General features: G+C 61.8%; 12 protein-coding genes. 4 read left to right on the top strand and 8 right to left on the bottom strand.

Features of this window, described 5'->3' with window-relative positions:
* The first annotated feature begins 22 nt into the window (after positions 1–22).
* On the top strand, positions 23–1087 hold the full coding sequence (locus tag ABSE61_RS24735) for an MBL fold metallo-hydrolase (RefSeq protein ID WP_423873766.1): 1065 nt from the start codon (positions 23–25) through the stop codon (positions 1085–1087).
* Positions 1088–1092: 5 nt separating this feature from the next.
* Positions 1093–2043 carry a TAXI family TRAP transporter solute-binding subunit gene (locus ABSE61_RS24740; protein ID WP_423873767.1) on the top strand — a complete coding sequence of 317 codons (951 nt, stop codon included), beginning with the start codon at positions 1093–1095 and terminating at the stop codon, positions 2041–2043.
* Between the two features lie 3 nt (positions 2044–2046).
* Here ABSE61_RS24740 and ABSE61_RS24745 read toward each other — a convergent pair whose 3' ends face one another.
* The 7 genes from ABSE61_RS24745 to ABSE61_RS24775 form a co-directional block, all read right to left on the bottom strand.
* Positions 2047–3147: an amidohydrolase family protein gene (locus ABSE61_RS24745; protein WP_423873768.1), complete on the bottom strand. Its 1101-nt coding sequence runs from the start codon at positions 3145–3147 to the stop codon at positions 2047–2049.
* Positions 3148–3332: 185 nt separating this feature from the next.
* Positions 3333–4019 (bottom strand): amino acid ABC transporter permease, encoded by a 687-nt coding sequence (locus ABSE61_RS24750; RefSeq protein WP_423873769.1) that lies wholly within the window; start codon positions 4017–4019, stop codon positions 3333–3335.
* Positions 4016–4744 carry an amino acid ABC transporter permease gene (locus ABSE61_RS24755; RefSeq protein WP_423873770.1) on the bottom strand — a complete coding sequence of 243 codons (729 nt, stop codon included), beginning with the start codon at positions 4742–4744 and terminating at the stop codon, positions 4016–4018. Before ABSE61_RS24755 ends, ABSE61_RS24750 begins: the two co-directional genes overlap by 4 nt.
* Positions 4745–4778: 34 nt before the next feature.
* Positions 4779–5540, bottom strand: a complete 762-nt coding sequence (locus ABSE61_RS24760; RefSeq protein WP_423873771.1) for a transporter substrate-binding domain-containing protein — start codon at positions 5538–5540, stop codon at positions 4779–4781.
* Complete coding sequence (locus tag ABSE61_RS24765) at positions 5518–5682, bottom strand: hypothetical protein (RefSeq protein ID WP_423873772.1); 165 nt, start codon at positions 5680–5682, stop codon at positions 5518–5520. Before ABSE61_RS24765 ends, ABSE61_RS24760 begins: the two co-directional genes overlap by 23 nt.
* A gap of 48 nt (positions 5683–5730) precedes the next feature.
* Entirely contained in the window at positions 5731–7062 is a 1332-nt protein-coding gene (locus ABSE61_RS24770; protein ID WP_423873773.1) for an aspartate aminotransferase family protein, read from the bottom strand.
* Positions 7059–7961 carry a MurR/RpiR family transcriptional regulator gene (locus ABSE61_RS24775; protein WP_423873774.1) on the bottom strand — a complete coding sequence of 301 codons (903 nt, stop codon included), beginning with the start codon at positions 7959–7961 and terminating at the stop codon, positions 7059–7061. Before ABSE61_RS24775 ends, ABSE61_RS24770 begins: the two co-directional genes overlap by 4 nt.
* A 344-nt stretch (positions 7962–8305) precedes the next feature.
* Here ABSE61_RS24775 and hemA point away from each other — a divergent pair, with 344 nt between their 5' ends.
* Positions 8306–9535, top strand: coding sequence for a 5-aminolevulinate synthase (hemA, locus tag ABSE61_RS24780; RefSeq protein WP_423873775.1), 1230 nt, complete (start codon positions 8306–8308; stop codon positions 9533–9535).
* A 144-nt stretch (positions 9536–9679) separates the two neighbouring features.
* On the top strand, positions 9680–13189 hold the full coding sequence (locus ABSE61_RS24785; RefSeq protein WP_423873776.1) for a PAS domain-containing hybrid sensor histidine kinase/response regulator: 3510 nt from the start codon (positions 9680–9682) through the stop codon (positions 13187–13189).
* Between the two features lie 64 nt (positions 13190–13253).
* Here ABSE61_RS24785 and ABSE61_RS24790 read toward each other — a convergent pair whose 3' ends face one another.
* The gene (locus tag ABSE61_RS24790) at positions 13254–13910 is read right to left on the bottom strand and encodes a response regulator (RefSeq protein WP_423873777.1); all 657 of its coding nucleotides are present in this window, start codon (positions 13908–13910) and stop codon (positions 13254–13256) included.
* Positions 13911–14138: the final 228 nt, after the last annotated feature.

Raw genomic sequence — 14138 nt, forward strand, 5'->3', positions numbered from 1 at the left:
GACCACCACGAGCCGGATGGGAATGACGGACACAAAAACAGACGCGACGAAGTCCTCGGCCGAGGCACTCCGTTACCCCTGGGAAAACCACCCCGGCCCCGATGAGGTCGTGGAGATCATGCCGGGCGTGTTGTGGGTTCGCCTGAAGCTGCCGTTCCGCCTCAACCACGTGAATATCTATCTGCTCGCCGACGGCGACGGCTGGGCGATGGTGGATTCCGGCTTCGGCAACGAAGAGACGATCGCAGCCTGGACCGCTTTGTTCGAGGGCCCGCTCGCAGGGGTCAAGATCAGCCGGCTGATCGTCACCCATTCCCATCCCGATCATGTTGGGCTGGCCGGCTGGGTGGTCGAGCGTTTCGATTGCCCGCTTTACATGTCGCAGGTCGAATATCTGCAAACGGTCTATCACCAGAACCGCGGCACCGAAGAACGCAAGCAGGCGCAGCGGCGGTTCTTTCGCCGCCACGGTATGGACGAGAGCCTGACCGACAAATTGCTCGGGCGCGGCCAGGATTATCTGACGCGGGTCTCGATCTTGCCGGCGTCCTATCGGCGGATCTCGCAAGGCGACGAGATTTCGATCGGCACCCGCCGCTTCAAGGTCATCACCGGTGGTGGGCACGCGCTCGATCAGGTGATGCTGTATTGCGCCGCCGACAAGCTGTTCCTGTCCGCCGACCAGGTGCTGAGCAAGATTTCACCCAATGTCAGCGTCTGGGCGGTCGAGCCGGAGCAGAATTCGCTCGGCGAATATCTCGCTTCGCTCGCGAGCCTCACCACCACGCTGCCCTACGACCTGCTGGTGCTGCCCGGCCATGGCGTGCCGTTCTACGGCCTGAAGACGCGGATCAAGCAGCTTGCCGATCATCACGAGGATCGCTGCCGGCTGATTGCGGATGCGTGCCGGGAGACGTCGAAAACGTCGAGAGAGCTTGTGCCGGTGGTGTTTCATAAACACGTGCTCGATGAGCACCAGATGGGATTTGCCGCCGGTGAACTGATCGCGCATGTCAACTACATGCTGGTCGAAGGCCGCCTCACGGCTGAAGACGTCGACGGCGTGCTCCACTTTAGAACGACATGAATCCCATGAGACGTACTCTGCTTTCCGGCCTTCTGTTGGGTCTGGCCGCGCTCGGTACGGCGCCGGTGGTGGCGCAAAATACGGTGCCGGTGACCTTCATGACGGCCGGCGACGGCAGCGCGTTCCTGCCCTATGGTGAGGGCGTCGCGGCCTATCTCGCCACCAAAGGTATCCACATCGAGATCAAGAAAAGCGGCGGCTCGAACGAAAACCTGTCGGCCGTCGATGCTTCGCCCATGACGATCGGCACGGCCTTCATGGCGTCCGCTTATGAAGCCGTCAGCGGCACTGGCTTTGCCGCCGGTCGCAAACATGAAAACGTGCGCGCGCTGTTCCCGATGTACGAGACATCGTTCCAGGTTGCCACTTTGCGCAAGAGCGGGCTCCATTCGCTCGCCGAGCTCGACGGCAAGAAAGTCGGCGTCGGCCCGGCACGCGGCCCGGCCGAAGGATTTTTCCGCGCCGCCGCCGAGGTTGCTCATATCAAACCGGTCATCGTCAACGGCGATCCCGCCGCGCTCTCGCGCCAAGTGCTTGATGGCGAGATCGACGCGCTGTGGCAGGGCGCGGTAGTGCCGGTTCCGTCGCTCGTCGAAGTCGCAAGTCAGACCGACGCGATCGTGTTCGGGCTTTCCGACGCCGAAGTCGCAGCCGTACTCGCAAAGCTGCCGGCGCTGTCGGCCACAACCATCCCGCCCGGTACCTACAAAGGGCAGACCGCCGAGATCAAAAGCTTTTCCGCCTGGAATTTCGTCGTCGCCAACAAGGACCTTCCAGACGAGGTGGCCTACGCGATCACCAAGGCTGTTCTGTCGGCCACCGATCCCAAGTCGCAGATTTATCCGACCGCGGCAGGAACGCGCGCGGCCAATGCCGCGAACAACCGCATCCTGCCGTTCCATCCCGGCGCGATGCGGTTCTATCGCGAAGTGGGCATCGCGCTGCCCACACTTTAGATTTTAAGCTTCAAGATTGAACAGCTTCGCCGCGGTCCGGCCGAGGATGTCGGCTTTTTGGTCATCGCTGAGCGAGGTCGAAGCGAAAATGTGGTCCACCGGGCTCAGCTGCCATGGATAGGGATAGTCGCTGCCGAGCATGATCTGGCTCGCGCCGACCTGCGCCGCCAGATGACGGATCGCTTCGGGCGTAAACACCAGCGAGTCGAAATAGAGCTGGCTGAGATATTCCGAAGGCCTCTTCTTCAGCTTGATCTCGGGATTGCACCCCTTGGGTCCTACCGTGCAGGGATGATCGGAACGATCAGCGTAAGATCCAAGGTAACCGCCGCCATGCGCCGCGATCACCTTCAACCCGGGGAAACGATCGAGCGTGCCTTCGAAAATCAGATGCGACAGCGCGATCGTCGTATCCAGGGGATTGCCGATCGTGTTGTCGAGCCAGCCATTGCCGGCGAACCGTTTGCCGAGTTCGGGCGTGCCGCGCGGATGAATGAACAGGGACGCGCCTAGCTCTTCGGCCTTGGCCCAAACCGGGTGGAATCGGGGGTCGGAAAAATCGATATTGTTCATGGAGCCGCCGATCGCGGCGCCTTTGAGGCCCTGCTTCTTGATCGCGGTCTCCAGCTCCTGCACGGCGAGGTCCGGCGCCTGCAAGGTCAGCGAGGCAAAGGCCGCGAAGCGGTCGGAATGCGCGGCACAGAATTCGGCGAGCTTCTCGTTCTGTATTTTCACGATTCGAGCGGCGAGATCGCGCTCCTTGTCATACCAGAACGGATTGATTGACAGGACCTCCATATCCACGGCCTGCGAATCCATCGCGGCGAGCCGTTGCTTGATATCGATGAAGGTTTCTTCCGCGCCGTTGATCGGGCCGGCCTGACGCCTGCGGCCTTCTTCGCCCAACAGCGCGCCGGCTTCGTGGAAATTGCAGTGCGCGTGCACGTCGATCGTCTTGACCCGCTTGCCGTTGACCGAGACCGGGAGCATCGAGCGCGCCGGCACTTGTGCGTGCGCGCTACGCAAAAGGCCGCAGCCGCAAAAGAAGATGCCGGTGGCCGCAGCCGCCGTGCCGGTTTTCAGAAAATTGCGGCGCGTCGTCATGATTTTTTCTCCCATGGTTCTTGTTGGGCCCACACGGTTGGCTCGGTGCAGGCCTGTTCATCTGCCTTGATGGCAGAGTTAGGGGAGATCGTAGATAGAGGATAATGCGCGGGCAAGGCGCCTGATTTAATCCACCACAAAAGAAACGGGCCCTGTGACCTCGCCGCGCGGGCGTGCCAATGCCGTCATCGGCCCCCGTGAGCGAGGCGGCCTTGCAGCTGTTTGACGAATTGCGAGGCGGCGTAACAAAACAGGAAATAGATCACGCCGACGATCAGATACATTTCAACCAGACGGCCGTCGCGCTGGGCGATCTTGGTCGCCGCGCCGAGTAGATCGGTCGCCGAAATGACGTAGACCAGCGAGGTGTCCTGGAACAACACGATGGTCTGCGTCAGCAGGATCGGCAGCACACTCAGGAATGCCTGCGGAAAAAGAACATAAATATAGGCCTGGGGTTTCGAGAGCCCGAGCGCGTCGCAGGCCGCATATTGTCCTGATGAAATCGAACGGAAGCCGGCCCGCACGATTTCGGCATAGTACGCCGCCTCGAACAGCACGAAGGTGACGTAAATGGTCAGCGACGCCCCGACCGCGACGGGACGGCCGCCATTGGTCAGCCATCCGATCGCCCAGGGCACGAGGAAGAAGACCCCGAAGATCACGAGGATCAGCGGGATCGAGCGCATCAGATTGACGTAAGTCGTCGCCAGTGTCGACAGCAAGCGGTTCGGCGATAGCCGCGCCACCGCGAGCAGGCTGCCGAACACAATGCCGCCGGCGACGCCGACCAGCGTGATCTGGAGCGTGAACAACAGACCCGTCAGCAGGAACGGCATGACAGACGTGAAGGCGGAAAGATCGACCATCATTTCCGCCCACTCCCGCTGACAAGGCTCGGCAGCTGAACGGCGCGCTCGATCCGGTGCATGAGCTGCCAGGCAAGCAAAGCAATCACGAGATAGACGATCGTGACGACGCCGAAGGCTTCAAAGGTGCGGAACGTATTCTCGTTGATCTCGCGTGCGGTCGCCGTCAATTCGACCAGCCCGATGGTCAAGGCCACCGACGTGTTCTTGAAGATCGTCATGAATTCGTTGGTGAGCGTCGGCAAAATGATGCGAAACGCCTGCGGCAGCAGGACGAGGCGGCACACGCCAATTCGGCCAAAGCCGAGCGCAGACGCTGCGGCGCGCTGTCCGGTGGGGAGCGCTTGCACGCCGGCACGGACTTGTTCGGCGATCCGTGCGGCGGTGAAAAGACCAAGGCAGATCAGCGCCGGAACGAAGCTGCCCCAGGGCGGGTCCATCTGCTTGATGGCAAGGCCGATGCGCTGGGGCAGAAGTTCCGGCAGCACGAAGTACCAGAAAAACATCTGCACCAAGAGCGGAATGTTGCGGAAGGTCTCGACATAGACCCGCCCGAAGCGCGGCCAGATCCCTCCCGGCAACGTGCGCGCCACACCGACCAGCGTGCCGACGACGAGTGCGATGGTCCAGGCGCCAAGCGCCAGCGACAACGTCCAGCCGAGCCCGCTCAAGATCCAGTCGATATACCGGCTGACGCCATCGGGGGTGGTCTCGAACAGCAAGGACATCGGTCAAGCCCTGGATCGTGTTCTTGTCCCTCGTTTATTGGCCGTTGGCCTTGTCGCTCGGGGTTTTGACCAATTCCTTGAGCTTGTCCGATTGCGGGAATTTCAGATTGATGTTTTTCGGCGGAATCGGGCTCTCGAACCATTTGGTGTAGAGCTTGTCGTAGAGGCCGGACTTCATGGCTTCGATCAGCGCCTCATCGACCAGCTTTTTGAATTCGCCGTCGCCCTTCGCCATCATCACGCCATAAGGATCGCTCGGAAACGCATCGCCGAGAAAAGCGAAGTTATCCGGCGACGACGCATTGGCCTTGAGGCCCGCAAGCAAAATGTCGTCCTCCATGAAAGCGCTGGCGCGGCCGGTGTCGACCAACAGGAAGGATTCGGCGTGGTCCTTGCCTTGCAGAATCTTCAATCCGAGACTCTTCTCGGCATTGAGCTTGGCGACGAACTGCGCGGTGTTGGTGCCTTGCGTCACCACCACAGCTTTGCCCTTGAGATCGTCGGTGGTTTTCAGATCCGACGACTTGAGTGCGATCCACTTGAATTGCGGCGCGTAGAAGATCACCGAATAGGAAACCTCCTGCTGGCACGCGACGGTATTGGCGGTCGAGCCGCACTCGATATCGACCGTGCCGTTCTTGACCAGCGGAATGCGGTTGGAAAAGTTGACGGCCTGATATGCGACCTTGAGACCGGGCTGACCGAGCTTCGACTTGATCTTCGCGACCACGAGGTCGCACAGCTCGAGCGAGAAGCCGATCGGCTTCTGATCATTATCGAGATAGGAGAACGGCACCGAGGAGTCGCTGATGGCCGATCGTGATCGTGCCGGCGTCCTTGATCTTCTGCAAGGTTGGACTGAGGCTTTGCGCCGATGCCGGCGCGGACACAAATATCAGCAGACACAGCGCGGCGAGGCTAAAGGCTGATCTCGTCATGATGAACTCCCCTCTTCCAGATTTACGCAGCGTATATTCAGCGAATCCTCATTTGACGGACGCGACCGCGGCATCGACCGCATCGCCCAGACGTTCGACAATCGTATCGATCTGCTCTCTGTTCACGATGAAGGGCGGGGCGATCAGAACGTGGTCACCGTTGACGCCATCGATCGTGCCGCCCATCGGATAGACACAGAGGCCGCGCGCCATCGCCTCGCGTTTCACCAGCGCATTCACTTTCAAGTCCGAAGCAAAGGGCTTCCTGGAATCGCAATCGGAGACCAGCTCCATGCCGCGAAACAACCCGCGGCCACGGATGTCGCCGACGTGATGATGATTGGCAAAACGCTCTTCGAGTCGCCGTTGCAGGTAACTACCCATGGCAACGACATTGTCGAGCAGGCGGTCGCGGCGTAGCACGTCCTGCACCGCGAGCCCGGCCGCGGCCGCCATCGGGTGGCCCATATAGGTGTGGCCGTGCTGGAAAAAGCCGGAACCTTTCGAGAAGGCTTCGAAAATCTTGTTGCTCAGTAGCGTTGCGCCGACCGGCTGATAGCCGCCGCCGAGTCCCTTGGCGATCGCCATCAGGTCCGGCGCGACGCCGTCCTGCTCGCACGCGTGCAGCGTTCCGGTCCGGCCCATGCCGCACATGACTTCATCGAGAATGAGCAGCACGCCATAGCGGTCGCAGATCGCGCGCATGCGTTTGAAATAATCGGCCACCGGCGGCACCGCCCCCGAGGTCGCGCCGACCACGGTCTCGGCGACAAAGGCGATCACCTGATCGGACCCGAGTTCGAGGATTTTGTCTTCGAGCTGCTGCGCGGCGCGTGCGGCATAATCGGCGTCGCTTTCGCCTGCCTTCTGCCAGCGATAGGCGTAGCAGGGATCGATATGGTGGGTTTCGATCAGAAGCGGCTTGAATTGCACGCGGCGCCATTCGTTGCCGCCGGTCGCAAGCGCGCCCAACGTATTGCCGTGGTAGCTCTGGCGCCGCGCGATGATGTGCCGCCGTTGTGGTTCACCCTTCTCGACGAAATACTGCCGCGCCATTTTCAGTGCGGCCTCGATCGCTTCCGATCCGCCGCTAACGAGATAGACGTGGTCGATACCATCAGGCGCAGTCTCGACCAGCCGATCCGCGAGCTGTTCAGCGACTTCGGTGGTGAAAAATCCGGTATGGGCGTAAGCGAGCTTATCGAGCTGCTTGTGAAGCGCTGCGATCACGTCGGGATGACCGTGGCCGAGGCAGGACACCGCGGCGCCGCCCGACGCATCGATGTAAGTCTTGCCGTTCTGGTCGAACAGTTCGATGCCCTTGCCGCCGACGGCGACCGGCATTTTGGCATTGGCGGCGCGATGAAGAATATGGGTCATGACGCCTTCTTGTTGTTCCTGTTGTTGTTCCTGGATTTGAGATGGGTGTTGAGCGCGGCGAAATGCCCCTCCATGTGCCGAAGTGAGGCCAGGGCGGCGTCCCCGCTACGGCCGGCAATGATCGCACCTAAAACTTCCGCGACGGCAAAGGCCGGCGACATCGCGTGGAAGAAGGACGCACTTTCGGTCGAGACGATCACGGCGTGCTGCGCGATCTGCGCCAGCGGCGAGACCTCGCTGTCGGTGATCGCGACGACCGCGATCCCCTGGGCCACCGCATATTCGGCGAGTTCGACGGTCAGGCGCGGATAAGGCAACACACCTGCGACCAGCAGCACGTCCTTGTTGGTCGCGCGCGCCAGTGCATCCGAACCCGTGGCGCCGATCCCGTCGATAAAGACCGAGCGGTCTGCGACCAGCGTCAGCACGTAATGAAGATGCCAGGCGATCGAATGGCTCGACCGTAGCCCCAGGCAATAAATCCGGCGTGCCGACGCCAGCGCCCTGGCCGCATCGACAATGCGCTCGAGACCCGCGGGCGTCGCCAATTGCTGAATCTGGTGGCTGATAGAGGTCAGTATGTCCGCGGCCAGCGCCTTGTCGCCCTTCAATTTTTGGCTGAGGACCTGGACGCCGGCCTTGCTGGCAAAGCCGAGATCGCCGTCGCGCACCGCGGCGGCATAAAGCTCGCGCACGTCGTCATAGCCGTCCATGCCGAGGCGTTTGGCAAGCCGCGTCATGGTTGCCGGCTGTACGCCGGCCTGACGCGCCTGCTCGCGCATCGACAGCAGTGCGACGTCGCGCGGACGATCGAGCACATAACGCGCGCCTGCCTGCAATTGCTCGGGCATGTCGTCGAACGTCTCGATGATGCGTTCGGTCAGCGGGCCACGGTCCATGACGCAATCCTAGGCCGCGGCCGGACGTTTTTGCAACAATTGTTTCAAAAATGCTAGATTCAATTCAATTGGATCGATCGGCTCCGATAAGGCTTCGGCCGGGTGCCTTTCCGACGCGGCACGGCACGACCAAGAAAAGGGCAGCAATTTTAGAAAAGCTTGAGGAAGCGTCGTGATTTACGGTTACGCATGTCAGCACTGAGCCGGGCGCGTGGCAAAACTTGACCTGAATCAAGGCCTTCGGCCACGAACAGTTTTTCGATTACGGCTCGACACGGATTATAGAAACCCTCTAAAAAGGGGCGCGCTCTTTTTCGGCATCACGCCCAATTCCAGGTTCCGCGATGGATTACAGCCAGTTTTTCCAGTCCGCCCTCTCCCGCCTCCATGACGAACGACGGTATCGGGTTTTTGCCGATCTGGAACGTGTCGCCGGCCGCTTCCCTCACGCGGTGTGGCATTCGCCAAAAGGCACGCGCAACGTCGTCATCTGGTGCTCCAACGATTATCTCGGCATGGGCCAGCATCCGAAAGTGGTTGGCGCGATGGTCGAGACCGCGACCCGCGTCGGAACCGGCGCCGGCGGCACCCGCAACATCGCAGGCACCCATCATCCGCTGGTGCAGCTCGAGCATGAACTCGCCGACCTGCATGGCAAGGAAGCAGCGCTGCTCTTCACCTCGGGCTATGTCTCCAATCAGACCGGCATTGCCACCATCGCCAAGCTCATTCCGAATTGCCTGATCCTGTCCGATGCGCTCAACCACAATTCGATGATCGAAGGCATTCGCCAGGGTGGCTGCGAGCGGCAGATCTTCCGCCACAGCGACATGGCGCACCTGGAAGAATTGCTGCGCGCCGCCGGGCCGGACCGGCCGAAGCTGATCGCCTGCGAAAGCCTTTATTCGATGGACGGCGATATCGCGCCGCTTTCGAAGATCTGCGATCTCGCCGAGAAATACGGCGCGATGACCTATGTCGACGAAGTACACGCAGTCGGCATGTACGGCCCGCGCGGCGGCGGCATCGCCGAGCGCGACGGCGTCATGCATCGCATCGATATTCTGGAAGGCACGCTCGCCAAGGCCTTCGGCTGTCTCGGCGGCTATATCGCCGGCACCTCGGAAATGGTGGACGCGGTGCGCTCCTACGCCCCCGGCTTCATCTTCACCACCGCGCTGCCGCCGGCGATCTGCTCGGCCGCAACGGCGGCGATCCGGCACCTGAAATCCTCGACCTGGGAGCGCGAACGCCACCAGGAACGCGCGGCCCGCACCAAGGCGATCCTGACCGCCGCAGGCCTGCCGGTGATGTCGAGCGACACCCATATCGTGCCGCTGTTCGTCGGCGACCCCGAAAAGTGCAAGCAGGCGTCCGACCTGCTGCTGGAAGAGCACAGCATCTACATCCAGCCGATCAACTACCCGACGGTCGCCAAAGGCACCGAGCGCCTGCGGATCACGCCCTCGCCCTATCACGAGGACGGGCTGATCGACCAACTAGCCGAGGCTCTGTTGCAGGTCTGGGATCAACTCGGCCTGCCGCTGAAGGAAAAGTCGCTGGCGGCGGAATAACGTTAATCCGCCGATTACCTGTCTTTTCCAGGTCCCCGGTCGCCGCGCACGGTGCGTTGCCGGCCCTTTCCGTCTATAGTTGCTCCCTGAAGCATATTATTTGCGCATGATCTTTTCGGATCGTGCGTTAGGGAGCAAGCAGCGATGCTGCACGACTGGGGCGTGATCGCAGCCGCCTTCGGCTACATTGGCTTCCTGTTTTTCGTGGCGAGCTATGGCGATCGGCTCTCGCCGACCAAGCCCGGCCGCGCCAGCGCGCTGATTTATCCGCTGTCGCTTGCGATCTACTGCACGTCGTGGACCTTCTTCGGCTCGGTCGGCTTTGCCACCCGCACCAGTGTCGACTTTCTGGCGATCTATGTCGGCCCGATCCTGATGATCGGCCTCTGCACGCCGTTGCTCCGCCGGGTTATCAAACTCGCCAAATCGCAAAACATCACGTCGATCGCCGACTTCATCGCCGCGCGCTACGGCAAGAGCCAGGCGGTGGCCGCAACCGTGGCGCTGATCGCCATCATCGGCTCGGTGCCCTATATCGCCCTGCAGCTCAAGGCCGTTGCCTCCTCGCTCGAAACCATCCTGATCGACGAACAGGCCATCGCCTCCATCCCGCTGGTTGGCGACATCGCGCTGATCGCAACGCTGGCAATGGCGGCTTTCGCCGTGTTGTTCGGAACACGCCAGACCGATGCGACCGAGCACCAGCACGGGTTGATGCTGGCCATCGCAACCGAATCCATCGTCAAGCTTGTCGCTTTTATCGCGGCCGGCGCCTTCGTCACGTTCTGGATGTTCTCGCCGCATGAGCTGATCGAGCGCGCGATGAAAACCCCGGAAGCCGAGCGCGCGCTGGAATACGTGCCGTCGGCCGGCAATTTCCTGACCATGACGCTATTGTCGTTCTGCGCGATCATGCTGCTGCCGCGCCAGTTCCATGTCAGCGTGGTCGAAAACTCCACGCCGTCGGAAGTCAGCCGCGCGCGCTGGCTGTTTCCGCTTTACCTGGTCGCAATCAACCTGTTCGTGATTCCGATCGCGCTTGCCGGGCTCATCACCTTTCCGTTCGGCGCGGTGGACTCGGACATGTACGTGCTGGCGCTGCCGCTAGAGGGAGACGCGCCGCTGCTCAGCGTGGCCGTCTTCGTCGGCGGCCTGTCAGCGGCGACCGCGATGGTGATCGTGGAATGCGTCGCACTCTCCGTCATGGTCTCGAACGACATCATCATGCCGCTGGTGTTGCAGCGCCGCCGCGAGACCGGCGACGGGCAACAGGATTTCGGCCGCTTCCTCCTGGGCACGCGACGCTTTGCGATCTTCGCTATCATGGCAATGGCGTATTTCTACTATCGTGCGCTCGGCGAAGCCCAGCTGGCCGCGATCGGCCTATTGTCCTTTGCGGCAATTGCGCAGCTCGCGCCGGCCTTTTTCGGCGGATTGTTCTGGCAACGCGCGACCGCACGTGGCGCCATGGGGGGCATGCTGGTCGGCTTTGCGGTGTGGGGCTATACGCTGTTCCTGCCGAGCTTCCTCGACGGCACACCGGCCGGCTTGCAGTTCCTGCACGAGGGCCCGTTCGGCCTCGAGACGCTGCGGCCGCAGGCGCTGTTCGGCTCCGACCTGCCCCAGCTCATCCACGGCGTGCTCTGGTCGCTCTCGCTCAACATCCTGACCTACGTGCTGCTGTCGCTCTCGCGCCAGCCGTCCTCGATCGAGCGGATGCAGGCGGACCTGTTTGCGCCCAGCGTGTTGACCCCGATGACGCCGACCTTCCGCCGCTGGCGGACCACGGTGACCGTGCAGGACATCCAGAGCACGGTGGCGCAGTATCTGGGACCCGAACGCGCGCAGGATTCCTTCGACGCCTTTGCGGCTTCGCGCAACATTCGATTGACGGCGAATGCGCCGGCGGATTTCGAACTGCTTCAGCACGCCGAACATCTGATCGCATCATCGATCGGGGCGGCCTCCTCGCGCCTCGTGATGTCGCTGCTGTTGCGTAAACGAACTGTCTCCGCCAAGGCGGCGCTCAAGCTGCTCGACGATTCCCACGCCGCGCTCCATTTCAACCGCGAAATCTTGCAGACCGCACTCAACCATGTGCGGCAGGGCATCGCCGTGTTCGACGCCGAACTACAATTGATCTGCTCGAACCGCCAGTTCGGCGACATCCTTGGGCTCGCCCCGCACCTCGTGCAGATCGGAATTCCCTTGCGGGAAATTCTCGAATTCATGACGGCGATCGCGCCGTCCGAGTTCGGCGACAAGGACGCACTGATAGAGAGGCGGTTGAAAGCCTACACGGCCGAGGGCGAGCCTTATCTCGAGCGCCTGCCCGACCGGCATATGGTGATCGAGGTGCGCGCCAACCGGATGCCGGGTGGCGGTCTCGTCATCACCTTCTCCGACGTCACGCCGTCCTTTGAGGCCGCCGAGGCGCTGGAGCGCGCCAACGCGACCCTTGAAAAGCGCGTCCGCGACCGCACCGAGGAATTGACACGGCTGAACTCGGAACTGGCGCTGGCGAAAAGCACCGCCGAGGACGCCAATATCTCTAAGACCAGGTTTCTGGCCGCCGCCAGCCACGACATCCTTCAACCGCTGAATGCGGCGCGCCTTTATGTGACAAGTCTCGTCGAACGCCAGAGCGGCGGCGAGGATTCCAGGCTGGTCGAAAACATCGACGATTCGCTGGAGGCCATCGAAGAAATTCTAGGCGCGCTTCTGGATATCTCCCGGCTCGATGCCGGCGCCATGACGACATCGACCACGAATTTCAAGATCGGCGACCTGATGCGCTCGCTGGAAATCGAATTTGCCCCGATCGCGCGCGCCAAGGGATTGAAGCTGACTTTCATGCCCTGTTCGTTGCCCGTGCGATCGGACCGCCTGTTGCTGCGGCGGCTGTTGCAGAACCTGATCTCCAACGCGATCAAATATACCCCGCGCGGGCGGGTGCTGGTCGGCGGCCGCCGCCGCGGACAATCCTTGCAGATCGGCATTTACGACACTGGGGTCGGCATTCCCGTACAAAAGCGCGGCGAGATCTTCAAGGAGTTTCACCGGCTGGAACAAGGCGCCCGCATCGCGCGCGGTCTTGGGCTTGGCCTGTCGATCGTCGAACGGCTCGCCCGCGTGCTCGGCCATGGCATTGCGCTCGATTCCATTGCCAGCGGCGGCTCGCTTTTTTCGGTGACCGTGCCGACCGCGAAAGCCATCAACCACACCGCCGCGGTCACCAGTGCCACGCCGCTATCGCGAACGCCGATGTCGGGCGCATTGATCGCCTGCATCGAAAACGATGCCGCGATCCTGGACGGCATGAAGACGCTTCTCAAAGGCTGGGACGCCGAAGTGATTGCGGTGGCCGATCCGGAATCCGCCATCGAGGCGATCGAAGCCGCCGGCAAGCCGGTCACGGGCCTGTTGGTCGATTATCACCTCGACCGCGGCAACGGCGTTGCCGCGATCCGGGATATCAGGAAGAAATTCGGCGAGGCGATCCCGGCCATTCTCATCACCGCCGACCGCAGCCCGCATGTCCGCGCCGCGGCGCGCGAGGAAAATATCGCCGTACTCAACAAGCCGGTGAAGCCGGCCTCGTTGCGCGCGCTGGTTGGACAGTGGCGTATCCAGCAGATGGTCGCCGCGGAGTAACCCTGGGCTTGCGGCGCACCCTCGTGGTCTGATCTGCGGCTAGATGAATAGCCGAATGGCAAATCTACTCCACCAGGCGCCACTGGCCGCCGGCGATTTTTGCGGCCGCAATCACCGCTTGGGTCCGGCTTTCGACGCCGAGCTTTTGCAGGATCGCCGAGACATGGGCCTTGATGGTCGCTTCCGATACGCCGAGTTCATAGGCGATCTGCTTATTGAGCAGGCCCTCCGACAGCATCATCAGCACCCGTACCTGCTGCGGCGTCAGCGTCACCAGCCGGTCACGCAGCCGGACCAGTTCCGGATCGGTGGCCGATGACAGGTCGGTATCCGCCGGCACCCAGACATCGCCGTTGAGCACTTTCATGATCGCGTCGCGCAGCGTCTCGACGCCAAATCGCTTCGGGATGAAGCCGGATGCGCCGAAATCCAGCGACTGGCGAATGGTGCCGCCGTCGTCGCTGGCAGAGACGATCACGACCGGAATCGCCGGAAATTGCGCCCGCAGGTAAATCAATCCGGAGAAGCCGGAAATTCCCGGCATCGTCAGGTCGAGCAAGACCAGATCGACGTCGGAATCCCGATCGAGCAGGGCAGTCAGTTCCTCAAAACTGCCCGCCTCGTCGATTCTGGCCGATGTCACGACACTCGCCACCGCCTGACGCAATGCGTCGCGGAACAGCGGATGGTCGTCGGCAATCACGAGATGGGTGGCAGTCATCTATGGCTTGCAATGGGGTTACGGTGGAACAACGCCGGTGTAGCTGTTTTGCTTTTCGATTGTCCTGCGGCCTGTGACCGCACGCAAGGGCACCATGTCCGCCATACGAAATAGCGGTTAACTCGGCCACTTGTGCGCCGCAACAGCGCCGCCTTAGGCGCAACCCGCGCAGCACGTCTGTATCCTTTCACAGATGCGCCTTCCCCAGCGGGCCGAAAGTCTTACTGG

Origin of the sequence: Bradyrhizobium sp. (genome assembly GCF_049519115.1) — a bacterium.
Classification (GTDB): Bacteria; Pseudomonadota; Alphaproteobacteria; order Rhizobiales; family Xanthobacteraceae; genus Bradyrhizobium.